This window comes from Flavobacterium poyangense, assembly GCF_011751075.1.
Classification (GTDB): Bacteria; Bacteroidota; Bacteroidia; order Flavobacteriales; family Flavobacteriaceae; genus Flavobacterium; species Flavobacterium poyangense.
In genome coordinates this window covers 197,175-222,460 of the sequence record NZ_JAALLN010000006.1, presented here as the reverse complement: position 1 = coordinate 222,460, position 25,286 = coordinate 197,175, and the positions used below count along the sequence as shown (strand labels likewise).

At 34.3% G+C, this 25,286-nt stretch carries 22 protein-coding genes; 18 read left to right on the top strand and 4 right to left on the bottom strand.

Annotation, left to right across the window (positions count from 1 at the left end; translation table 11 throughout):
- Positions 1-57: 57 nt before the first annotated feature.
- The 12 genes from G3A47_RS12710 (at position 58) to rpe (ending at position 14,754) form a co-directional block, all read left to right on the top strand.
- Positions 58-513, top strand: coding sequence for a GAF domain-containing protein (locus tag G3A47_RS12710; RefSeq protein ID WP_166922854.1), 456 nt, complete (start codon positions 58-60; stop codon positions 511-513).
- A 168-nt stretch (positions 514-681) separates the two neighbouring features.
- The gene (gene rpsO / locus G3A47_RS12705; protein ID WP_012023524.1) at positions 682-948 is read left to right on the top strand and encodes a 30S ribosomal protein S15; all 267 of its coding nucleotides are present in this window, start codon (positions 682-684) and stop codon (positions 946-948) included.
- A gap of 178 nt (positions 949-1,126) precedes the next feature.
- Positions 1,127-3,262, top strand: a complete 2,136-nt coding sequence (locus tag G3A47_RS12700; RefSeq protein WP_166922852.1) for a polyribonucleotide nucleotidyltransferase — start codon at positions 1,127-1,129, stop codon at positions 3,260-3,262.
- 560 nt (positions 3,263-3,822) lie between these two features.
- Positions 3,823-4,593, top strand: coding sequence for a hypothetical protein (locus G3A47_RS12695; RefSeq protein WP_166922850.1), 771 nt, complete (start codon positions 3,823-3,825; stop codon positions 4,591-4,593).
- A gap of 4 nt (positions 4,594-4,597) precedes the next feature.
- The gene (locus G3A47_RS12690; protein WP_166922849.1) at positions 4,598-7,378 is read left to right on the top strand and encodes a TonB-dependent receptor; all 2,781 of its coding nucleotides are present in this window, start codon (positions 4,598-4,600) and stop codon (positions 7,376-7,378) included.
- 12 nt (positions 7,379-7,390) lie between these two features.
- Positions 7,391-8,617, top strand: coding sequence for a DUF4249 domain-containing protein (locus G3A47_RS12685; protein ID WP_166922847.1), 1,227 nt, complete (start codon positions 7,391-7,393; stop codon positions 8,615-8,617).
- A 20-nt stretch (positions 8,618-8,637) separates the two neighbouring features.
- Positions 8,638-10,392 carry a hypothetical protein gene (locus tag G3A47_RS12680; RefSeq protein WP_166922845.1) on the top strand — a complete coding sequence of 585 codons (1,755 nt, stop codon included), beginning with the start codon at positions 8,638-8,640 and terminating at the stop codon, positions 10,390-10,392.
- 134 nt (positions 10,393-10,526) lie between these two features.
- Positions 10,527-10,925 (top strand): hypothetical protein, encoded by a 399-nt coding sequence (locus tag G3A47_RS12675; protein WP_166922843.1) that lies wholly within the window; start codon positions 10,527-10,529, stop codon positions 10,923-10,925.
- Between the two features lie 9 nt (positions 10,926-10,934).
- Complete coding sequence (locus G3A47_RS12670) at positions 10,935-11,486, top strand: RNA polymerase sigma factor (protein WP_166922841.1); 552 nt, start codon at positions 10,935-10,937, stop codon at positions 11,484-11,486.
- On the top strand, positions 11,476-12,945 hold the full coding sequence (locus G3A47_RS12665; RefSeq protein WP_166922839.1) for a hypothetical protein: 1,470 nt from the start codon (positions 11,476-11,478) through the stop codon (positions 12,943-12,945). Before G3A47_RS12670 ends, G3A47_RS12665 begins: the two co-directional genes overlap by 11 nt.
- Positions 12,946-13,030: 85 nt before the next feature.
- Positions 13,031-13,894: a sigma-70 family RNA polymerase sigma factor gene (locus tag G3A47_RS12660; protein WP_007804760.1), complete on the top strand. Its 864-nt coding sequence runs from the start codon at positions 13,031-13,033 to the stop codon at positions 13,892-13,894.
- Between the two features lie 197 nt (positions 13,895-14,091).
- On the top strand, positions 14,092-14,754 hold the full coding sequence (gene rpe / locus G3A47_RS12655) for a ribulose-phosphate 3-epimerase (RefSeq protein ID WP_166922837.1): 663 nt from the start codon (positions 14,092-14,094) through the stop codon (positions 14,752-14,754).
- Here rpe and G3A47_RS12650 read toward each other — a convergent pair.
- Together G3A47_RS12650 and G3A47_RS12645 are read right to left on the bottom strand one after the other, a co-directional pair.
- The gene (locus tag G3A47_RS12650; protein ID WP_166922835.1) at positions 14,731-15,510 is read right to left on the bottom strand and encodes a DNA/RNA non-specific endonuclease; all 780 of its coding nucleotides are present in this window, start codon (positions 15,508-15,510) and stop codon (positions 14,731-14,733) included. The genes rpe and G3A47_RS12650 overlap by 24 nt on opposite strands.
- An 84-nt stretch (positions 15,511-15,594) precedes the next feature.
- A complete protein-coding gene (locus G3A47_RS12645; protein ID WP_166922833.1) occupies positions 15,595-17,778 on the bottom strand; it encodes a carboxy terminal-processing peptidase in 2,184 nt (727 codons plus the stop codon).
- 203 nt (positions 17,779-17,981) lie between these two features.
- On the opposite strand from G3A47_RS12645, the gene surE reads away from it, so the two are divergent.
- The 4 genes from surE (at position 17,982) to G3A47_RS12625 (ending at position 20,714) form a co-directional block, all read left to right on the top strand.
- Entirely contained in the window at positions 17,982-18,761 is a 780-nt protein-coding gene (gene surE, locus G3A47_RS12640; protein WP_166922831.1) for a 5'/3'-nucleotidase SurE, read from the top strand.
- A complete protein-coding gene (locus G3A47_RS12635; protein WP_166922829.1) occupies positions 18,754-19,026 on the top strand; it encodes a hypothetical protein in 273 nt (90 codons plus the stop codon). The genes surE and G3A47_RS12635 overlap by 8 nt, the downstream gene beginning before the upstream one ends.
- A gap of 67 nt (positions 19,027-19,093) precedes the next feature.
- Positions 19,094-20,212 carry a lipid-A-disaccharide synthase gene (lpxB, locus tag G3A47_RS12630; protein WP_166922827.1) on the top strand — a complete coding sequence of 373 codons (1,119 nt, stop codon included), beginning with the start codon at positions 19,094-19,096 and terminating at the stop codon, positions 20,210-20,212.
- Between the two features lie 13 nt (positions 20,213-20,225).
- A complete protein-coding gene (locus G3A47_RS12625; protein ID WP_166922825.1) occupies positions 20,226-20,714 on the top strand; it encodes a C40 family peptidase in 489 nt (162 codons plus the stop codon).
- Between the two features lie 318 nt (positions 20,715-21,032).
- Here the strand turns inward: G3A47_RS12625 and G3A47_RS12620 are convergent, their stop codons facing one another.
- A complete protein-coding gene (locus G3A47_RS12620) occupies positions 21,033-21,197 on the bottom strand; it encodes a hypothetical protein (protein ID WP_166922823.1) in 165 nt (54 codons plus the stop codon).
- Positions 21,198-21,350: 153 nt separating this feature from the next.
- Between G3A47_RS12620 and G3A47_RS12615 the strand changes: the two genes are divergently transcribed.
- Positions 21,351-23,387 (top strand): ComEC/Rec2 family competence protein, encoded by a 2,037-nt coding sequence (locus G3A47_RS12615; protein ID WP_166922821.1) that lies wholly within the window; start codon positions 21,351-21,353, stop codon positions 23,385-23,387.
- A gap of 305 nt (positions 23,388-23,692) precedes the next feature.
- Here the strand turns inward: G3A47_RS12615 and G3A47_RS12610 are convergent, their stop codons facing one another.
- Positions 23,693-24,145 carry a thioredoxin family protein gene (locus G3A47_RS12610; protein ID WP_166922819.1) on the bottom strand — a complete coding sequence of 151 codons (453 nt, stop codon included), beginning with the start codon at positions 24,143-24,145 and terminating at the stop codon, positions 23,693-23,695.
- Positions 24,146-24,580: 435 nt separating this feature from the next.
- On the opposite strand from G3A47_RS12610, the gene G3A47_RS12605 reads away from it, so the two are divergent.
- The gene (locus G3A47_RS12605; protein ID WP_166922817.1) at positions 24,581-25,228 is read left to right on the top strand and encodes a hypothetical protein; all 648 of its coding nucleotides are present in this window, start codon (positions 24,581-24,583) and stop codon (positions 25,226-25,228) included.
- The last annotated feature ends 58 nt before the right edge of the window (positions 25,229-25,286 follow it).

Below are 25,286 nucleotides of genomic sequence, written 5' to 3'. Positions count from 1 at the left end.
AAATTTATGTATTTTTTAAATTCAGCATTAAATACTTTTGCATAAAAATCTTGCATTATGACATTTCAGGAATTACAACCAAAAATAAGCGCTATTGTAGCTGACACAACCACTGTTAGAGACGAAAAATTACTCTCTATCTGTAAACTATTAAACGAAAACGTTGAGTATTACAACTGGGTTGGATTCTATTTCGCCAATCACGAAAACAAAACCCTTCATTTGGGTCCTTATATAGGAGCAGAAACGGACCACACAGTAATTCCTTTTGGTAAAGGAATTTGCGGTCAGGTTGCAGAAAGCAATGCTAACTTTGTGGTGCCGGACGTTGCAGCGCAGGACAATTACATCGCCTGCAGCTTTACGGTAAAGTCAGAAATTGTAGTTCCTTTATTTGTTAACGGAATAAATATAGGGCAAATTGACATTGACAGCCATGTTATTGATCCGTTTACAGCCGCTGACGAAAGGTTTTTAGAATTTGTTAATCAGGAAGTTGCAAAACTATTCTAAAAAAATAAAAGACCTAAAACCCTTATCAAGTGGTGCTTTTTCTATTAAAATATTTAATATTAAACTTTTTTAAACTTTAAATTTATTTTTTCGAAAAAAAAATGTAATTTTGCACCCGTCTTACAAGAGATGTAGGACATACATAAAAATCATTAAATAAATATTGGAATGTATTTAACTAAAGAAAAAAAAGAAGAAATCTTCGCACAACACGGTGATGCTAAAAACACTGGAAAAGCAGAAGGTCAGATTGCATTGTTCACTTACAGAATTTCACACTTAACTGAGCACTTGAAAAAAAATCGTCACGATTACAACACTGAGCGTTCGCTTGTACTTTTGGTAGGTAAAAGAAGAGCTTTGTTGGATTACTTGAAAAAGAAAGATATCAACAGATATCGTGAGATTATCAAAGTATTGAATATCAGAAAATAATCAATATAGAAAAGAGGTGCGAAAGTGCCTCTTTTTGTTTTTTACAGAAATTATTTATTACAAGCATTTTACAAGAAAAAAAGTTTGGTTTTTCATTGGGTTTTAGAAACAACAACTACACACAACAACAACTACAACACAACTAAAACCCATTGTATAACCAATAAGGAAAAAATTTATGATTCCACAATTATTTGTAGAAAAAATCGATTTAGGTGATGGCAGAAGCATCACAATCGAGACAGGGCGTTTGGCCAAACAAGCTGACGGTTCTGTAGTAGTAAGAATGGGAGATACGATGATACTTGCAACAGCAGTTTCAGCTCGTACCTCTAACCCGGGTGTTGATTTTTTACCATTAACGGTAGATTATCGCGAAAAATTTGCGGCAGCAGGTCGTTTCCCTGGAGGTTTCTTTAAAAGAGAAGCCAGACCAAGTGACAGCGAAGTATTAACAATGAGATTAGTAGACCGTGTTTTACGTCCGCTTTTCCCGGATGATTACCACGCTGAAACTCAGGTTATGATTCAGTTAATGTCTCATGACGAAACGGTTATGCCGGATGCATTAGCCGGTTTAGCTGCCTCTGCAGCCTTAGCTGTTTCAGATATTCCTTTTTACAACCTAATCTCCGAAGTACGTGTTGCACGTATCGACGGAAAACTTGTAATCAACCCAAGCAGAGAAGATTTAGCAAAATCTGACATCGATATGATGATTGGAGCTTCTATGGATTCTGTTGCGATGGTTGAAGGAGAGATGAAAGAAATTTCAGAAGCTGAAATGATCGAAGCAATTAAATTTGCTCACGAAGCGATCAAAGTTCAGATTCAGGCACAATTGCGTTTGCAAGCTGCTTTCGGTAAAAAAGAAATTCGTACTTACGAAGGTGAGAAAGAAAACGAAGAAATCTATAAAAAAGTAAAAGCGGCTGCTTACGATAAAATCTACGCTATTGCAAAAGTTGGTTCGGCTAAACACGAAAGAGGAGCTGCATTTGCTGAAGTAAAAGAAGAAGTAAAAGCTTTATTTACCGAAGAAGAATTAGCTGCTGACGGAGATTTAGTTTCTAAATATTTCTACAAAACAAACAAAGAAGCTGTTCGTAATGTAGTATTAGAATTAGGTGTACGTTTAGATGGTAGAAAAACAACTGATATCAGACCAATCTGGTGTGAAACAGATTATTTACCAAGAGTTCACGGTTCATCTTTATTTACTCGTGGAGAAACTCAAGCTTTGGCGACAGTAACTTTGGGAACTTCAAGAGAAGCCAACCAAATCGATTCTCCTTCCGAGCAAGGTGAAGAGAAATTCTACCTACACTATAACTTCCCTCCTTTCTCTACCGGTGAAGCAAAACCACTAAGAGGAACTTCAAGAAGAGAAGTTGGTCACGGTAACTTAGCTCAAAGAGCTTTAAAAAACATGATTCCTGTAGATTGTCCTTATACAATTCGTGTTGTTTCTGAAGTTTTAGAATCTAACGGTTCTTCTTCTATGGCAACTGTATGTGCCGGAACAATGGCGCTTATGGATGCCGGAGTTCAAATGGTAAAACCGGTTTCCGGAATTGCTATGGGATTAATTACTGACGGTGAGAAATTTGCTGTATTGTCTGATATTTTAGGTGATGAAGATCACTTAGGAGATATGGACTTTAAAGTAACCGGTACTGCTGATGGTATCACTGCTTGTCAAATGGACATCAAAATTGATGGTTTACGTTATGACATTATGGAGCAAGCATTAAATCAGGCTCGTGACGGTCGTTTGCATATTTTAGGAAAATTAACTGAAACTATTGCTACTCCAAGAGCTGATGTAAAAGCATACGCACCAAAAATCATTACCAGAACTATTCCTGGAAACTTCATTGGAGCATTAATCGGACCTGGTGGAAAAGTAATTCAGGAATTACAGAAAGCTACCGGAACCACTATTGTGATCAACGAAGTAGATGAGCAAGGTGTTATCGAAATCTTAGGTACAGATCCTGCCGGAATTGAAGCAGTATTGGCAAAAATTGCTTCTATTACTTTCAAACCGCAATTAGGAGAAGCTTACGAAGTAAAAGTAATCAAAATGCTTGATTTTGGAGCAGTTGTAGAATATGTTGCCGCGCCAGGAAACGAAGTATTACTTCACGTATCTGAATTGGCTTGGGAACGTACCGAAAACGTTGCTGACGTAGTTAAAATGGGAGATACTTTCCAAGTGAAATATCTGGGAGTTGACCCTAAAACTAAAAAAGAAAAAGTGTCTAAAAAAGCACTTGTTCCAAGACCTCCACGTGAGGAGAAAAAAGAGTAATCAGATCTTAGTTTACTAAAGGTTTATTTATAGAAGACCCCAATTCGTTTATATGGATTGGGGTTTTTACATTTTAGGAAAAATCATCTCTTCAACTAAATATTTAACCGCAAGGTGCGCAAAGGTTTACGCAAAGAGTTTGCAAGGCACTATCTGAAAAGTTTTTTTCACGCAGATTTTGCAGATTATTTTTATTAAAATTATAAAGCAAAAAAATCAGCGTAATCTGCCAAATCTGCGTGAAAACTAAAAACTAAACTCCATAACTTAATAACAATCAACTAAAGCAGGAGACAACCCATAAATCCATTTCAAAAATAGAATACTATAGTAATCAGACAAATACTCCCGTCGATTTACTATTTTAAGAACAACACGTCTTAACCCGCCAAATCACTAGGATTTTATCTCCACAAAGCCTTAAATAATTAAGTTTTTCCACGTTTTTTACCCCAAAAACATGTATTATTCCTTACATTTTAACACACTTATGTGTAATACGTAACATTTTTTTGATATATTTGAGATCATCTAATCAAATCATCAAAATCATCAATCTTTTGAAAAATTATCAAAATAAGTCTATTTTCCTTATTTTATTTGGATTATTCTTACAAATCAACACCGTACACAGTCAATCAGGCAATGCTACTTCTTTATACAGCTGGTTTGACAAAACTATTGGCAAAAGCAACTTAGACCTCTACAATGGTCCACGTTATGTAAATCTTTACAGGACTATTGACAAAAGCCATAGTTTCTATTTCTCCAACGATTACAGCAAAGGAGATGTTCACTATCAAAATCAAGATTATTATGATCTTGACCTCAAATACGATGTCAATAATGACATTTTAATTTTGAAAGCCAATGGCGGATACGACTATTTAGGCATCAGCCTGATCAAGGAGAAAACTGCCTTCTTTACGCTTTACAACAAAAAATTTATCAATATAAATTTCAACAACCCAAACTGTCCTGTTTACATGAGTGGTTACTATCAGGAACTTATTTTTTCTAAGAACAACATTCTGTACATCAAACATCACAAAACCAAGACAAGGGTTATTGACACTAAAAGAATATCCGACGGAACCAACCAGGCCAGTTCTGATGAGTTCAGAGATAAAAACGAATACATCTTAAAATACAAAGACGTCTACTACAAGATCAGTTCTAAAAGCGATATTATTAAAATTTTTCCTGATCACAAAAGTGAAATACGAAAGTACTACAACTCTAACACTCAATTAGAGGAATCAGACAAGAACCTTTTTCTTGAAAATCTGCTAAAAAGAATCAACAACCTAATGCCTAATGAAGCCAATTAAAAAAATGAGAAAAATTATACTTACCCTATTTTTATTCGCTTTTCAAATATTAGCATTTAGTCAGGAAAAAAAGAATACTATCTCAATAGAATTTAAAAATGCTGATTTGAAAACAGCAATTGAAAGTCTTGAAAAAAACACAGGCTACAAATTTTATTTTGATGAAAGCTGGATAAAATCTGATGCTTTTCTAATAAACAAGACCTACACCAACACCTCTATCGACGAGATACTTGCCGGCATTTTTGAAAAAACGAATCTTAATTATTTTATCACGGAAAAAAAAATAATTCTAACAAAAAACAGTATCATCCACAGTACATTACCTGATAATTATTTTGAACCTGCAGTAGCCGCTTCAACAGTTATTGCGGCAAACAAGAGCGCAACAAAACCTTTGTTTCATCAACAAGTCGAAACAAAAAAACGAAACACTACTGTTAACGGCATCGTTTACATCGGAAAAGAGAAAAAAGGCGAAGAGTTAAAATCATATACCTTATCCGGTACTATCAAAAATGAAAAAAACAAAAAACCGCTTTCTAATGTGACCATTAAAGTGCGTGATAAAGACATCAGCACAACAACAAACGACCAGGGTTTCTACAAAATCGAACTGCCTTTTGGTCTTAATTACATCCAGATAGAGTCCATCAATCATAGAAAAGATACACAACCCGTAATGATTTATGACAATGGTAGTTTAGATGTATCGCTTCACGAAAGCATCAATGAACTGGACGAGGTGGTCATCAACAAAAATGCTAACAGAAATGTAAAAACGGCTGTTGCCGGAGTCTCCACTATAGATGTCGAAGGAATAAAAAATGTTCCGTTAGTACTTGGTGAACGTGATATTTTTAGAGTTGCCACTACTTTACCCGGGATAAAAACTACCGGTGAAGGCTCTGCAGGATTCAACGTACGTGGTGGAAAAGACGATCAGAATTTAATTCTTTTAGACAATGCTGTTTTATACAATACCTCGCATTTTCTTGGTTTTTTCTCCGCTGTAAATCCATACACTACCAGCAAAGTTGATATTTACAAAGGTAGTATTCCGTCAAGATTTGGTGGAAGATTGTCTTCTGTTTTTGATATTACAACAAAAAACGGTAATGTTGAAAAATTTACAGGTGAGGCCGGACTTGGGGCTGTAACCAGTAATCTTTCGATCAGTACTCCGATAGTAAAAGACAAATCAAGTTTAATCGTTGGTATAAGAGGTACCTATTCGGAATGGATTCTGAAAAAACTGGACGATGAATCTCTGAAAAACAGTGAAGCTAAGTTCTTTGACGGAATCTTAAAATACAATCATAAAATAAGTGCCAACAATACGATCGAATCCACTTTCTATTACAGCAAAGACCGTTTTAGCATTTCTTCGGATTCTGTTTATAAATACAGTAATGCCTTAGTGTCTTTAAAATGGAATCATTCTTTCAACGCTAAAAGCAAAGCCGACTTAATTCTTACGAATAGTGAATACAAATTTAATATTGACTATGACAACGGAGGAATAAATTCGTTTGACTATGGCTACAAACTAAATGAAAGCCAGGTTATTCTGAATGGTAACTATACCCTAAACAAAAAACACGCTTTCAACTATGGGGTTTCAAGTAAACTTTACAAAGTAGATCCGGGTTATCTTAATCCGAAGAAACCGGATGAGGCAACATTGATCCCGGTAAACATTGACAACGAAAAAGCATTAGAATCGGCTGTTTATTTTTCAGACAATTACAATCTAACCGAAAAACTATTAATTACCTTAGGTTTACGCTACTCAACTTATTCGGCATTGGGAGAAGCAACCGAACGAATCTATCAAAGTAATTCTCCCGTCACTGACGATACAGTCATAGGAACACAATATTACAAGAAAAATGAAACTATTAAAACCTATAGCGGATTCGAACCCCGAATTGCCGCACGTTATTTAATAACTGACGATTTATCTGTAAAAGCCAGCTATGATAAAACTTATCAATACATTCATTTATTAACCAGCAATACTACACAATCTCCAACTGATGCCTGGAAATTATCCGATTTAAATATTGCTCCTCAAAAAGCACAGCAATTTTCATTAGGATTCTACAAAAATCTGGACGATGACAAATTAGAACTAAGCTTAGAAGGTTACTATAAAAAATCAGAAAACCTGTTAGACTATAAAGTTGGTGCCGAATTGTTATTAAACAAAAACCCTGAAACACAATTGCTTCAGGGAGAAGGAAAAGCGTACGGAGTTGAGTTATTACTTAAAAAAAATGTGGGAAAACTTAATGGTTGGCTAGGTTATACTTATGCGCGTACTTTCATTAAGTCTGACAGTCAATTTATTGACGAAAAAGTAAATAACGGTCATTACTACCCAACAAATTTTGACAAACCTCATGAAGTAAGTGCTGTACTAAATTATAAATTCACAAAAAGATACAGTTTATCTACCAATTTTGTTTACCAATCCGGAAGACCAATCACCTACCCTATTGGAAGTTACGAATACAATGGTCTGAAATATACCCTGTACAGTGACAGAAACAAGTTTAGAATTCCGGACTATTATCGATTAGATGTTGGTTTTAACATTGAAGGAAATCACAAAATTAAAAAACTATCACATAGTTTTTGGAACATCTCGATTTATAACGTCTTAGGAAGAAACAATCCGTATTCTATCTTTTTTGTTACCACAAATGGTCAGATAAAAGCCTATAAAACGTCTATCTTTTCTGTGCCGATTCCAACCATTACTTATAACATCAAATTCTAACAATCGAAACAAATGGAATTTACTAACCGACATATCAAATTTTTATATAAAACATTCGCTCTAATTCTTTTCTGTCTTTCTATAGGCAGTTGTACCGAGCAATATGTTTTTCAGACCAATACTTTTGAAAGTATCCCTGTCGTTCAGGCAATTATCACTAACGAATTAAAAAAGCAAGAAATCAAAATTACCCGATCGTATCGCCTTGAGGAATATGGCCCAACAGCTGAAAAAGGGGCAACTGTTTATATGACTGATAGCGACAACAATACCTATGAATTTGAATATGAAGATTTTTCCGATCTTTACGTTTCAAAGAATCCTTTTCAGGCAATTCCCGGGAAGTCCTATCAGCTAAACATCACCACTAATGACGGAAAGTCCTACTCGTCTGCAACCGAAACTCTGACTCCTGTTAATGAAATACAGGTCGAACCAAAAATAGAAACAGTAGACGGAGAAAAAGGAGTACAAATAGTCGTGACCAGCCACGATCCGACTGCAAAATCGCAATTTTACAGATTCGAATATGACGAAACCTATAAAATTGTCTCTCCTGATTGGATACCAAACAAGCTAAAACCGGATCCAAGCAACCCGACTACCGATTATACTTATCTGATCGTTCCCAGAGACAGCGGCGAATCAAGAGTATGTTATACCACCAAAAAATCAGATGATTTAATGTTAATCAGTAATGTGGGGCTTAGCGAAGACAAAATCAACCTGCCGATACGTTTTATAGATATTAAAAGCCCGATTCTTTACGAACGATACAGTATTATAGTACGCGAGTATGTTCAGAATTTAACTTCCTACACCTATTACAAAACATTAAAAAGCCTTTCTACTTCTGCGAGTCTTTTATCACAAATTCAACCGGGTTTTAATTACGGTAATCTAAAATGTAATGACAATCCAGATGATAAAATAATCGGGTATTTTGAAGTTTCATCGGTTTCCTCAAAAAGAATCTTTTTTACTTTCAGAGATATATTTAAAGACGATCCCTATCCTCCCTTTATTGCCGATTGCAGAAACAAAATAGAGCTGCCAAATTGCTTTAACGAAAAATTTTGCAGAGGCCCGCAAATATATTCAATAGTCACGGGAAGCGGCATGGAGTATGTTTTTTACGCCACTCCTAATAAAGGTGTAACTTATATATTTACTCCTGCACCTTGTGGAGATTGTACTAAAATTTCATCTAACATTAAACCTTTATTTTGGATAGATTAAAAAAAATAACAAGCGTAATTATGCTACTGGCAATACATACTTTTGCTATAGCACAAAATAGTTCATTGAGCAAAGATGAACCGATCAGTATTACTACTAATGAAACAATATTTGTTCATCTAAACAATACCACATTAATTGCAGGAGAAACACTGCATTGTAAATTGTATTGTACCAATCCGGCAAGTAACATCTGGAGCCAGATTAGCAAGATTGCTTATGTTGATCTTATTAATAGCGACAACCAGGTGATTTTTAGCAATAAAATTTATTTGGAGAATGGAAAAGGGCAAGGTGATTTTTTCATCCCGTCAACAATTGAAACGGGCAACTACAAACTTATAGCCTACACAAAATGGATGTTAAACAAAAAGAATTTCAAAACTTTCAAAACAGACCTTTTACTCATAAATCCTTATTTGGTAAGCAACAAAACTAATGCCGGTAAAGATTCGAACGCTGCAAACAAAGAGGCAAAAACAACCGGAAATGAATCTGTTACTGAAAATCCAACAAAAGACAAAACCTTTGCCATAGAACTGGACAAAAATACGTTTAATGAAAGAGAACAAGTTGCATTAAAAATAAAATCATTAACTCCCGGAACAAACAAAGGAAGCTTTTCTCTCTCTGTAAAGAAAATGGACAACTTGCCTTCTAAAAAGCAAATGAATTCTTCTGACTTCGTAAAATTCAACTCCAATAATGAATTGACAAACAGCATCAATGATTCGATTCAATTTCTTCCGGAGCTTAGAGGTGAAATCATATCCGGCAGCATTACAAACACCAAAAACCCTAAAGAAATAAATCATAAAACGGTGGCTTTATCGATCCCGGGTAAAGAATATGCTTTTAAATTAACACAGACCAACTCATCCGGAAAGTTTAATTTTGTTTTGGATAAAAATCCTAATTATGCTAATGCTGTGGTTCAGCTAGTAGACAATGATAAAAATGACTATAAAATAGAAATTGATAAAAACAAAGGATATAATTTATCTGAACCAAAGACTACAGATGAAACCTATTTAAACGCTGATTACAAAAACAGTATTGAACAAAGATCAATTGCAAATCAGATTGAAAACGCCTATTATTCGCTAAAAAAAGACAGTATTACAACCGGTGCTGCAGTTTTACCATTTTATAATCCTTTACAAAAAGAATATATCCTTGGTGACTATACCAAGTTCCCTACTTTAAAAGAAACCATTACCGAAGTCATAAAAGAAATGTACTATCGTGAAAAAGATAAAAATTACACTTTAGGCCTCAGAGACATTAATTATGATCTGGAATATTTTTCTGAACCTGCTTTGGTGTTAGTTGATGGGCTTCTAATTCAGAATGTAAATGAGTTGTTTAGCTATAAAACAGAAAACATATACAAAGTTACTATTGTACCCGGTATTTATTTTTATGGCCCAAAAGCTTTTAATGGCGTTATAAATTTCACCACAAAAAACAATGATTATGTAACTTCAGCAAACGGGAATTATATTTTAAATACAGAAATTCAGAGACCTCAAAATAAAATCATCGGGTTTAAGCAAAATTACACCGATCAAACCAAACAGAACAGGATTCCGGATTACAGATACCAATTGCTTTGGCAACCGGAATTAACTTTAGAGAACAAAGAAAACATAGTTTCGTTTTTCACTTCAGATGTGTCAGGAAAATTCGAAATTAGTCTGGAAGGATTCACCGAAAACGGACTTCCGGTTTCGATAAAAGAAATTATTGAAGTAAAAGATACATCGGCAAATTAAAAAATTAAGCTTAAACATTCCCTGACAAAACCCTTGTTTCAGATTTATGAAACAAGGGTTTTGCTTCTTTTTATATTTTATGACGCAACCTTTTTATTTTTAAAATACTATTAATTATAAAAAGACCAACAACTATGAAAAAAGCAACCACAATTGCAGCAACGCTCTTCCTTATTTTTACTCTTTCTTGTTCCAACGACGGGGACAATCATTTTAAATATAGAAAATATGATCTTAAATATTTAGATCCCGATGCCAACTGTGACGCTACAATGAGCGGTACTTGCTGCGATGTCGATGGCAGGATATTGGTAAATGCCGGCAATAAATATACTTATACTTACAAAGGAAATAAAGCAACCGCTAATGTAACCTGGACAGTTCTCAGCGGATCAATTACTATTGTACAAGGGCAAGGCACTAATGAAGCAGAATTTTACTTTGGAAAAGATTTTACTACAGGACAAATTTCGGCAAAGGGATATGTTAATGAACTTTACTGTCATAACATAATTAATATTTCAAAACTATAACCCTGAGATTTGAATTTAGATCTACTCATAAAGGCTTGCACTAAGCAGAACCGAAAGGCACAGGAAGAATTATACAATATGTATAAGAATGCGCTATTTGTTTTAAGTCTTAAATATTGTTCTAATGTGGCCGAAGCAGAAGACAATCTTCAGGATACCTTTATTGAGATCTTTACCAACATAAAAAACTATAAAGAAAAAGGAAGTTTTGAAGGCTGGATGAAAAGAATCGCCATCAACAAAGCAATATCCAGATACAAAAAATCCTATACCTTAACCGCCATCATAGACGATTATCCTCAGGAGGAACGCATAGATGAGTCAGAAATTGATTTTTCTCTTGATACTATTTTATCTTTTGTTCAGGATCTCCCCCATCAATACAGACTGGTTTTCAATTTGTATGAGCTGGACGATTATTCGCATCGCGAAATTGCAGAAATGTTATCCATATCCGAAAACACTTCAAAATCGAATTTACACCGGGCAAAACAAATTTTAAAAGAAAAGATTAAATCAAAAAGCAACTTTTATTATTCTAAAGAGAAAAATGGACAATAGAACTGAAATAGGAAAAATAATCAAAAGTAAATTAGCTGAATTGGACAAAACTCCAAGTGATTTTGTCTGGTCAAAAATTGAAACTGATCTTAATAAAAAAAGAAAACGAAGAATGATATACTGGGCAATTCCGGCTATCATTGCTGCATTCCTTTTTTCAACATCACTTTATGTTTTTTCAAACTTTCAAGATACAAAACAAAGACAAGAAGCTAATAAGACAAAAGAGTCTCAATCCAAAAAAGTAAAAACAGATCAAAATTCAGATCCCAAATCAACCCTGGTTCAGATACAGCAAAAATCAGAACCGGACGAGACTACAACGATAAAAAGAAGTAAAACCATAAAACTGGTCAAACAATCCAGCAAACTAATAACAACAACAAAGGAATACAAAGAGTACGAAGTTGTAAAAAAATACAAAGTAATTGTAAGAACAAATCACGTCGTGACAAAACCTGTAACGCCTATTACTGCAAATAAAAAACAAAAACGAGAAGTTAATAAAAGCTTAGCTGTTGTTGGCAAAGTAACTCAACCGTCCAAAAAAGTTTCAAAGAAAACTCCTAAAGCTCTTAAATCGGGCAATAACAAAAAAACTGAAAAAAAATCAACCGCAGTTGAAATTCCCTTAATAAAAACAGATACCGAAGATCCATTAAAAAATACTACTCCAAGTGAACCACTCCAAATTGAGACAAAAATTGATACGGTACCTAAGACAGACACTTTAAACCTGAAGAAAAAAACTAAAAAAAGAGAGTATAAAAAAACAGACTATAAAAACACAAAAGAGGATTTACATCCGGATTTTACATTATCTGTGTTATACGGCCCTGCCCTTTTTGGTTCTTTGAATTCTAAATCATTAATAAGTCCGACAATGGACGATTTAGATAAGACACATCCAATTACATCACATTATGGCATCTACCTAAAAACAATGTTCAACCGAATCGGATTTAGAACCGGATTTTCTAAGATCAATTTAAAAATTACCACCCGATTAGATCAGAATGTTCTAATATCCAATTACGATAATATTATCTTAAAAAATCAAATCAATACAAAAGAGCTGTTTAAAGGTTCCGAGAATGTTGATCTCTTGCAAAAACTATCCTACTATGAATTTCCGATGGAGTTTTATTATGCTGTAAAAAAAGACGAAAGCAAAATAGCCATTGATACCTTTACAGGATTTAGCTTTTTATTTTTAGATAAAAATGAACTGTATATGAAATCCGAAAAAGTATCAAGACAAACTATCGGCGAAGTAAAAAATATATCAGGAGTTAATATTTCATATGATCTGGGTTTAGAATTAAGTTATAAATTAACGGACCGATTTACTCTGGGAATCAACCCTATTTTCAAATATTATCTAAGCACATTTAAAGAAAATGCAGAAGCCAAACCTTATAGTTTTTCTCTTCAATCGGGAATTGGTTATAAATTTTAAAATTATTTTTATTTCGTTGTAACTTTTTCAATACTTCCTACGTATAACCATTTGTACACTTTAAAAAAAATAGGGAGACAACAACATGAGACAACTTAAAATCACCAAGCAGGTAACCAATCGTGAAACTGCATCGTTAGATAAATATCTACAAGAAATCGGAAAAGTTGACCTAATTACCGCAGATGAAGAGGTAGAATTAGCACAAAGAATAAAAGCAGGTGATCAAAGAGCTTTAGAAAAATTAACAAAAGCCAACCTACGATTCGTAGTCTCTGTAGCAAAACAATATCAAAATCAAGGATTAACACTTCCGGATTTAATTAACGAAGGAAACTTAGGTCTGATTAAAGCGGCTCAACGTTTTGATGAAACCCGTGGTTTCAAATTTATCTCTTATGCCGTTTGGTGGATTCGTCAATCGATCCTTCAGGCTTTGGCAGAACAATCACGTATTGTACGTTTACCATTAAACAAAATTGGTTCTATCAATAAAATCAACAAAATGTATGCCTTATTAGAGCAATCTAACGAGCGTCCGCCTTCTGCTGAGGAAATTGCAAAAGAACTTGATATGACTGTAAATGATGTAAAAGAGTCTATGAAAAACTCCGGTCGTCATTTATCTATGGATGCACCTCTTGTAGAAGGAGAAGATTCTAACCTTTATGACGTTTTACGTTCAGGAGAATCTCCAAATCCGGACAGAGAGTTAATTCATGAATCCTTGCGTACTGAAATCGAACGTTCTTTAGAAACATTAACGCCAAGAGAGGCTGATGTTGTTCGTTTGTATTTTGGTCTTGGCGATCAACACCCAATGACTCTGGAAGAAATTGGAGAAACTTTCGACTTAACTCGTGAGCGTGTTCGTCAGATTAAAGAAAAAGCAATCCGCAGATTAAAACATACTTCTAGAAGTAAAATTCTGAAAACTTACTTAGGTTAATCGCCTAAATTCCAATCTTTAAATTCCAAATTCCAATCAATTGGCATTTGAAATCTTAGACTTGGAATTTTACCGCGAACAACAGTTTGATTGACTGTTCGTTTTTTGATTGATGATTGAAACTCCGGCTGATTACCGGAGTTTTTTATTTTTTATAATTACATTTGTAAAAAAACAACACTACACACCACTACACAATGAAGAATACACTTATAGCTCCTTCTGTTTTAGCAGCTGATTTTGCCAATTTACAACGCGATATCGAAATGATCAATAACAGTGAAGCAGATTGGTTTCATATTGATATTATGGACGGTGTTTTTGTTCCGAATATTTCTTTTGGAATGCCCGTTTTAGAAGCCATTTCAAGACATGCAAAAAAAACAATCGATGTACATTTAATGATTATTGATCCGGACCGCTACATCAAAACCTTTGCTGATTTAGGAGCCAATATACTAAGCGTACATTACGAGGCCTGTACCCATTTACACAGAACGCTACAAGCCATCAAAGCTGAAGGGATGAAAGCCGGAGTAGCCATTAACCCGCATACCAATATTGATTTACTGGAAGACGTAATCAACGACATTGATCTTGTTTGTATCATGAGTGTAAATCCCGGTTTTGGTGGACAGTCCTTTATTGAAAACACATACACAAAAGTAAAAAAGCTAAAAGAGCTGATTATCCGAAAAAATGCTTCAACACTTATCGAAATTGACGGTGGTGTAACCAACAAAAATGCAAAACAACTGGTAGAAGCCGGTGCCGATGTTTTGGTAGCGGGAAGCTTTGTTTTTAAAGCCGAGAACCCAACAGCAACTATTGCAGATCTAAAAGTCCTGACTGCTTTTTAGATCCTTCAAATTCGGAAAGAAATCAATTCCCGTCATTTTTTCAATCGTTTCAATTGGAACTACAAAATCGTAAAGTGACTTATCGCTCTTTTCATTTGGAACTAAAAAAGCAATGGCTTTGTGTTTATTCCCTGATTTAGCCAGAACGATTTTATAAAAATATTTAGGAACAGCAACTTCTTCTGTTCCTATTTTTTTATCCGAATCTTTCAGAACACCTCCGGTAACCACATAAACATCTTTGTATTTCTCTGCCCAGTATCGTGTTTTCTGTTCTATTCTATTCCAGATTCCGCTATTAAAATCATGTTTTTGAGGGGAAATATTAGAGGTATAAAACGTATCATTATAAGCATTTTTATCAAATTCCATATCGCCGGCAGGACAAAGATGCCCTTTATCATAACCTGATTTTTTATAATTCCTCCAATCGGCTGAACCGGTTGTTACTTTCGGGTCTTCAATAAAATACGGACGTTTATAATCGGCGTTTTTCAAATATTCTTTTTTAAGTTCATACGCCACCCACTCTGCCTGCTCGAACTTCTCATGGTAAGAAAGCGTATAATATTTGTGTTTTACAATTTGTTTTGTTGTTGATGTAGGCAAATAAGCAACAGAGTACAATGAATCTGTAACGTTTTGATTGGAAACAAAATGAGATTGCTCTTCCTTCAATTCTCTTTTTACTTCCGCTTCCTTTTTACAGGAAAGAAACACCAGACTTAACAACCCAAAAACAACAAATCCTTTCATAAGCTATACTTTAAATGCATAAAAAAAACGCTCCGTAAATATAAACTTTCGGAGCGTTTTAATAACAAATTAAATTTTAAAAATTTAAGATTTTACTAATTTATCTTTTTTCATTTTTGGAGAATTAGTTCTCACCACACTGCTTTTCGTTTGCAAATCATCTAAAACATTTAAGGCTTCTTCTACATAAACGTCTTTAGACAATGCCTGATGCCAAGCTTCTCTTTTCTCTTTTAAAGTAGCATCGCTTTTCATTTCAAGCTCTTCATAAGGCAAGGATTTAAACACCAAATTGTTTTTGTAATCTGAAATTGGTTTATACTTTTTACCTTCATTTTCAACCTGCTCTTGTGTGGCTTTAAAGTTGGTGATGTTTAAGCTATACGTATTCTCTTTACTCTTCACATCAATCCATTTTGCGTTGTCTTCAATTAAATTAAATTGAGCGTTTTGAGCAATTCTGTTTTTACTGTTCGCAACTGCTCTTGCAAAATTTTCATTTGAAGTCCAGGTAACATAATCGGCCTGATCTATTTTATCCCAAGGCATTGCGTTATCAATATCGCGCTCTCCCATTTTCAGGTAAGCATAACGATCCGGCATCACAACATCACTATGTACCCCTTCTAATTGAGTTGATCCACCGTTAATTCTATAGAATTTTTGGCCTGTAATTTTCAAAGCACCTAAATCACCATAGTTTGCATTTCGAACAAACTGATTCAAATCAAGTACATTTTGTACCGTTCCTTTTCCGTAAGTTTGTTTACTTCCAATGATAACACCACGTTTGTAATCCTGAATTGCTGCAGCTAATATCTCTGATGCAGAAGCCGAGAAACTATTTACCATAATTACTAATGGTCCGTCCCACTCGATTTTTTTATCTTTATCGTATAAAACCTCTTTCTTTTTTCCGGCAGATTTCACCTGAACAATTGGTCCTTCTTCAATAAACAATCCGGCAATATCAACTACTGTAGACAAAGATCCTCCACCATCATCACGTACATCAAGTACAATTCCGTTGATATTTTCTTTTTTTAGTCTTTCTACTTCAAGAGCAATATCTTTTCCGGCATCACGCCCGTCTTTGTTTTCAAAATCGATATAAAATTTAGGCAAATAAATCACTCCGTATTTCAATCCGTTCTTTTCAACAATACTTGATTTCGCGTACGTTTCTTCAATTTCTACTACGTCTCTGATTATCGAAATAACTTTCATGCTTCCGTCTACTTTTTTTACGGTAAGCTTAACTTCAGTTCCTTTATGTCCTTTTATTTTCTTCACCACATCGTCCAAACGCATCCCTACAACATCTACAGGTTCTTCGTTTCCTTGTCCAACTTTCAGAATTAAGTCACCGGCTTCCAATTGTTTTCCTTTCCAGGCAGGTCCACCGGAAATCAGCTCGTCTATTTGAGTGAAATCATTTCTCTTTGTTAATCTTGCTCCAATACCTTCCAGTTTTCCGCTGATATTCACATCAAAACGGTCTTTGTCTTCGGGAGCGAAATAACTGGTATGCGGGTCAAAACGGGTCATAATAGAATTCACGTACACCGAAAACCAGTCTTCTTTATTTAAATCTTTAATAAGACTGAAATTATCATCTAATGATTTTAGTGAACTTTCACGTGTTTCTTTCTCTAAAGCTTCAAAAGATTTCGCTTTATAAGCAGGGTCCGTTTTCTTTTTATCCTCTTCTATTTTTTGTTTGGCAACAAGCGAAGAAAGTGTCGAAAGTTTGATTTGCTTTCTCCATCTTTCATTAATTTCTGTTGTGTTTTTTGCATAAGGCAAATTCTCATAATCAGAATTAAAAGTTTCGTCAACACTATAGTTGAATGGCTGTGCTAAAATAGTCTTGTATCTTTTTTTGCTTTCTTCCATACGTTTCATCAATCTTGTATAGGTAAGATTAAAAAAGGTAAGGTCTTTATTTAAGAACTGATCATCCAGCATTAACTCATATTGTCTGAATTCCTCAATATCAGACTGCAGGAAAAATCTTTTTGAAGGATCCAGTGCCTCGATATAACCTTTAAAAATTCCTTTAGAAAACTCGTCATTAATTTCTGCCGGACTATAATGTCCTTTCTCAATAACAAAAGCCAATAATTCTAAAAGAGTTTTATCTCTGTTCGGGTCCGGATCAACTGTCTTATCTGCGTTTATTTTGAAAGCAAACAAGGTTACTGACAAACACAATACAGCTATAAGTATTTTATAATTTCTTTTCATAAATTTAATAATAGCATTCATCAATTTTTTAATCTAAGTTACGGTAAAAACTATGCCACTACAGCCAAGTTCACTATAATTTTTTGTTAAAGGTATAAAAATGTTTGACTTGCCAAAGCCAACTTTTACTTAGTTGACAATTTTTATTTTATTTGTGTCAATTCTAAAAAAATCTGTCACTACATTTGCTCTTATAACTCTATTAATTCTGTACTATTTTTAACATGAAACACGAAAAACCACTTATATTAGTTACCAATGATGATGGCATTCTGGCACCCGGGATCAGAGCTTTGATAAGTGTTATGGAAACCATCGGAGAAGTGCTTGTTGTAGCACCCGACAAACCTCAAAGTGCCATGGGACATGCTATTACGATCAACAACACACTGTATCTGGATAAAATCTCTAAAGAAAATGCCGATATTACCGAATACAGCTGTTCCGGAACTCCTGTTGATTGTGTAAAACTGGCGGTAAATGAAATCTTAAAAAGAAAACCTGATTTATGCGTTTCGGGTATTAATCACGGATCAAATTCTTCTATAAACGTAATTTACTCCGGAACAATGAGTGCTGCTGTTGAGGCCGGAATTGAAGGAATTCCCGCAATTGGTTTCTCGCTGTTGGATTACGACTGGAATGCCGATTTTGAGCCTATAAAATCTTTCATAAAAAAAATAACCTTAGAAACACTTGCGAATAAATTACCGGAAGGTGTTGTTCTGAATGTTAATTTCCCAAAGTTAAAAGAGAACGAAATTAAAGGCATAAAGGTTTGTCGTCAGGCAAAAGCACTTTGGGTTGAAAAATTTGACAAGCGAAAAACGCCGTTTGGAAAAGATTACTACTGGCTTTCGGGAAAATTTGTCAATGAAGACAAAGGAGAAGACACCGATGAATGGGCACTTGAAAATGGTTACATCTCGGTAGTTCCCGTGCAATTTGATCTGACAGCACACCATTCTATACAACAGCTTAACACCTGGAATTTAAATGAATAAAAAAGACATTTTAATTGGTTTTATTGCCGGAATTTTCACCTCTGTTTTAGGTAGTTATTTATTCATTACCTTCTTTGCTCCTTTTGACTTTTCAACAGGAATTCAAACCATTAAAGAATATGGCTATTTAGGAAAAATTATCACTTTAGGAACCCTTTTAGATCTTGCTGTTTTTGCTTTTTTCTTAAAACGAAATAAAGAATTTATGGCCCGAGGGGTAATTCTGGCTGTGATTGTTTTGGCAATTTCTACTGTATTTATTTAAATCTTATCTTTGCATTGCAAAAAATAGTTGTGTTAAAAAAACAGAACACCTCTTCAAAAAAACGAATATGAAATATTACATAATAGCTGGTGAAGCCTCCGGAGATCTGCATGGTTCTAATTTAATGAAAGCTTTATATGAGGAAGATCCTCAGGCCGAAATCAGATTCTGGGGTGGTGACTTAATGCAAAAAGCAGGCGGAACTTTGGTAAAACACTATCGCGAATTGGCTTTTATGGGGTTTGTGGAAGTACTTTTTAATTTAAAAACCATTTTAAGCAATATTACTTTTTGCAAAAAAGACATTTCTGCCTTCCAACCCGATGTTATTATTTTTATTGATTATCCGGGCTTTAATATGCGCATTGCCAAATGGGCTAAGGCTTTGAATTACAAAACACATTATTATATTTCGCCGCAAATCTGGGCCTGGAAAGAAAACAGAATCAAGGCAATCAAACATGATATTGATAAAATGTTTGTCATCTTACCTTTCGAAAAAGGCTTTTATGAAGACAAACATCAGTTTCCTGTAGATTTTGTGGGTCATCCGCTGATTGACGCCATTCAGAATCAGCCGGCATTTGATGAAGCTGTTTTCAGAAAAGAAAATCAATTAACCGAAAAACCAATTATTGCGGTTTTACCGGGAAGTCGTCAGCAGGAAATTACCAAAATGCTAAGTGTGATGCTGAGCGTAACAGACGATTTTCAAGAGTATGAATTTGTAATTGCCGGCGCTCCGAGTCAGGATTTTGAGTTTTACAAACAGTTTATCACCAATAAAAATATCCAGTTTATCTCCAATAAAACCTACGACTTACTGCGATCATCTACGGCAGCTTTGGTTACCTCGGGTACCGCAACTTTAGAAACGGCTTTATTTAAAGTCCCGGAAGTAGTTTGTTATAAAGGCAGCAACATTTCGTATCAGATTGCCAAACGTATTATTACTTTAAAATACATCTCTCTGGTCAATTTAATTATGGACAAGGAGGTCGTTACCGAATTAATTCAGAGTGACTGCAATACTAAACGCATAAAAGAAGAGTTACATAAGTTACTGGAACCTGCTTATCGCGAAAAATTGCTAAAAAATTATGACATTTTAGAGCAAAAATTAGGAGGCGTTGGAGCCAGTAAAAAAACAGCAAAACTTATTGTTGCTGATTTAAAACCTAATTAAAAAAAATTTCATTTTGAAAAAACTACTCGTTTTACTTTCTCTTGTGCTTCTTTTTACTTCCTGTAAATCAAGCTCCACTGTGGTAACAAATAAAAAGGAATCAAAACACGAAAACAAATATGTTGTCAAACATTTAGTCGATGTAGCAACTGACAATATTGGCGTGCGATACAAAGCGGGAGGTACAAACAGAAGTGGTTACGATTGCTCGGGATTGGTCTTTACCACATTCCAAACCGAAAATATTACAATGCCAAGAAGTTCTTATGAGCAATCTAAAATTGGAAAAATTATCTCATTTAAGGATGCTCAAAAGGGAGATTTAATCTTTTTTAAAACCAATAAAAGCAAACAAATCAATCATGTTGGTCTGATTACGGAGGCGACTTCAAGTGAAATAAAGTTTATACATTCTTCCACTTCAAAAGGGGTGATAATCTCTTCCACCAAAGAGCCTTATTATCAAAATTCTTTTGTTCAGATTAATAGGGTTATTGAATAGTTTGTAAACTGGTTAGATGTAATTTGTGTGAAGTACTTATTACTTAGTATTAAGTATTAAGTATCAAGTATTAAGTGTTTAGTGTTTAGTGTTAAGGCTTATGAATTGCCTTCCCTTTAACTAAATTGTATTGTGTATTTGGCTAAAGCTTTTTTTCTTTCATCAATTCTTATCCTACAGCTGAAGCTGTAGGCAATTGAAAGAGTTTTTGAAAATACATTTTTATCACATAGCTGAACGCTCAAAAAAGTTTGGCTAAAGCCTTTTTATCATTAATCAATTCTTCGCCTTCAGTTAAAGCGGGCGGCTATTCCTTTTTTATCTTAGTTTATTAATTTTATCCTTCGCCGCGATAACTCCCTTCTTTTTAATTGCCTCCAGCTTCAGCTGGAGATTTATAAAATGCACAAAAAAAAGGGCTTTAGCCAAACTTACTTTTTGACTAAAAACCCTAATAAAACCCAACATTATTTCTGTAGCCATAGCAGAAGGCAATTAAAAGATCCAAAAAAAAAAACACTTCAATCATATAATCAAACTATGATTCTATGTATCAGGAAACAATCAAGCACAAACATCTAAATCTTTAATAAATTAAATATTTTTTCCCTTACAAAACATTACTACTTATAAAACATGAAAGTATTCGATTTTCCGCTGACAAAAATCACGATCGCCTTTATAATTGGTATAATGGTTTCTTACTATTGGCGACCAAGCTTTTTAACTACAATTGTCTCGGCTGGATTTATTGTAATCCTTTTTTCAACACTGTATTTTTTATCAAAAAAGAATCCAAAACTACTTATTTTCTTTGGGACAAGCACTTATTTAATATCCTTTTGCATTGGTATAACCAGCCTGTTGCTCCACACCAACACGCTTCAGAAATCGCATTATATTCAGTATCAAAACGGATTCGAAAAGGCGCATTCAATATCTTTTACTTTGGTGGAAAAGCTAAAAAGCAATGCTTACAATGATCGTTATATTGCTGTTTTAAACCATATTGCAGATCGTACTTATAAAGGAAAAATTATTATAAATATTGAGAAAGACAGTACTACAAATCCGTTACTTATTGGGAATACAATCCGAACCAAAACTACTTTGCAGCGCATTCCAATGCCAAAAAATCCCTATCAATTTGATTACGGTACTTATCTGGCGAACAAACAAATATATGCACAGGTTTTTACTTCTAAATCAGAAATCAGCATTCATAAAAAAATCAGAAGAGACATCTGGTTTTATACCGCGAAACTACATTCCAGAATCCTTTACAACCTTACTAAAGCAGGTTTAAATCCAACAGAAATGAATGTCGCAATGGCCTTAATCTTAGGGCAGCAACAAGAAATCTCATCCGAAATCCTTAAGGATTATCAGTATTCGGGGGCAACGCATATTTTGTCTGTTTCAGGATTGCACGTCGGGTACATTATGTTGTTTATCCTCTTTATTCTGAAACCAATCCCCAATACACGCAAAGGTTCTGCTCTAAAGCTTATCACCATTTTGGTGTCGCTGAGTCTTTTTGGTATTATCTCCGGTCTATCGCCTCCGGTTTTGCGTTCTGTGGTCATGTTCTCCTTTCTGGCTATTGGAAATCATCTCAGAAGGGGCAGCAACATTTACCACACTTTGTTGATTTCTATATTGCTCATTTTACTATTCGAACCTTATTTTTTATTTGATGCGGGATTTCAATTAAGCTATATCGCATTATTCTCCATTCTTTGGATACAGCCTTTATTAAAAGAGATTTGGAAACCCTCTTCTAAATTAATGACTTACTTGTGGGAAGCTTTAACGGTTTCGTTTGCCGCCCAAATAGGAACATTCCCTATTTGTTTGTATTACTTTCACCAATTCCCTTCTTTGTTCTTCGTAACCAACATCCTTATTCTTCCGGTTTTGTCTTTTACAATGGTTACCGGAATTGTAGTACTGCTGCTTTCTGCCTTTTTCAGTTGTCCGCTATACTTAATTTTTACTTTTGAAAAAAGTATTTATCTGCTCAATACGATTATACACTACGTCGCTTCTTTTGAGTTTTTCGTCATTCGGAATATTAGCTTTAATTTTTATTATTTACTGGCTTATTATCTTCTGATCATTACAACTGTTATCTGGTTCAAAAAACCAACTTACAGTAAATTAATAGCTACTATGGTTTCTATAATAGTTGTGCAACTAACCTATATCGGCACCAAAAAAGAAATCGAAAGCAGACCGGAACTTATCGTTCATCATATAAAGAAAAAGACGATTATCACCCAGAAAACAGGTCAAAACATTACTCTTTTTACAAACGACATGCTTTCAGGAAAAGATTCCGCAAAAAACAATATAAGTCCTTATCTCGTTGGCAGTTTTGGATCGCTAAAATCTACCCACAAAATTAAAAACATCCTCTTTTTTAACACCAAAAAAATCCTCCTGATTGACAGCGGTGGCGTCTATACAAAAAACACTTCTCCTGATATACTCCTCCTGACACAATCTCCCAAAATAAATCTGGATCGTGTTTTGTCTGAACTAAAACCAAAAATAGTAGTATCGGATGCGTCCAATTCCTATTCTATTCAGAAACGTTGGAAAATAAGCTGCTCCAAGAGAAAAATTCCTTTTCATTCTACCGGTGAAAAAGGATATTACAAATTAAATTAACCCGTTTACAGTAACTCTCGGCTATGATTTTTTTGCCACTAATTACACGAATTTTCACTAATTTTTTTCTAATAAAAAATCCTTTTAATCTGTGAAATCTGTGGCGACCCTTTTTTGCCACAGATTTCACAGATTAATGAGATTATCTCCAAGCTTAAAAAAATTAATTCGTGCAAATTCGTGCAATTAGTGGCTAAGTCTTTTTGCCGCAAATTCTGATACAACTATTAAAAAAACATCCCTTTTCACACGGTGGTAAAAAGGGACTCTACAAATTAAATTAAGTAACTTAATTTAAAATTTAGTTATTCGCTTGGATGCAAAATAGCATTAGATTCTGAGATCCATGATTTTGCTCCTCCTGGCTTATAGGAAATTTTTCCTAATGCACTAAACGTTGTTTTATTCTTTCTGATAGTAGCACTCGCGTAGCATACCTGCGGAAAATCATCAACACCGAAAGCATCTTTCAACTTCATGTTTTGCTCTTTGTCGGTATCGGATACGTTAGCATCTGATAAATCCAGTTTTACAAGAATGACATTGTCTCTTGACCAAACGGCAAAATCCGGAGTTCTAAAGATTTCGTTTTGCAGATTATTTGGCGCATCGGCGGTGGTGAATAAAATTAACATTGGTTTTTTTTGCTCATTACTTAATGCAATTGCGTCCGTCATATTAGTTTTCCAAACTAAATTTTGGGACTGCATATAAAATGAACCTAAAAAAAGAAGTAGGATAAGTAATTTTTTAGTCATATCAATAGGCTTTGGTTAGATTAGATTGACGAAATTAACATAATATTTTAATTTTCCAATTTTATTAGCACAAAAATCAGTGTATTTATTTTTTTGCCCGAATCATTAAGAATCAAAAGCGTTTTTTAGACTTGAAGGAATAATTCAGATTTTACCTTTCTGCTTTGAGAATAATAAAAGAAGCGGTGTTTTTGGCGTGAATAAGGCAGATTTACTTCATAGAGACACAGATAAAGCTGATGTTTTTTATTTGCCCAGCGACTAAAGTACTACATAAACTTACATTGAAATCTCTTACTATACTTACACAAATAAAAACTATAAAATCGTTTGTAAATTAAAATATGCCATTTATAAATTTCTAAAATTTAATTTATGTGATATTGTTTTTTTTGCTTCAAAATCAAAGTCCAAAAACTTAATATCCCCATCATTATGAAAAATTACACTAAAGTAACAGCATTCGTTTTCTTAGCCAGTTTCGCTATTCATGCACAAACGGCACAAAAAACAGGCAATAATCCTACAATGCTTAATCAATCTGCGGTTTTTGAAATAGAGTCTACAAATAAAGGCTTTTTACCCCCTAGAATGACGACTATACAAAGAGATGCCATAACTACTCCTGCTACCGGTTTAGTTGTTTACAATACAGACACAAAAAAACTGGAAATATGGGATGGAATAAGTTGGTCGAAGGTAGCAAGAGAAGACAATTTAGGTTTAGGAAATATTACCAGTAAACCTGTATTTGCTCATAACCAATTTGCCGCTTTTGATTGCATGAATCATAATATTATATTTATTAATTCTGGTCAACCAATGATAATTCAAGCTGACAAAAATTGCGGCTCCCCTGCATTTGGAAATCGATATACAATAAAAAATATCGGAGTACATAATGCTTATTTTGTCGGTCATAAAGACGGATTTGCTCTCGATAATAAGAGTTATACCGGCCAATATACATTTGACAGTAATGGAGGCGGAGCGATCACTGATGACACTAAATCTTTCCTCATAGCACCCGGAACATCTTATAATTTCATACAACTAGCCCATCAATTATGGTATACTTTTTAGATAAAAACAAAATATATTTTAATCCTTTTTAAACAAATATCTTATCACACGTACATCA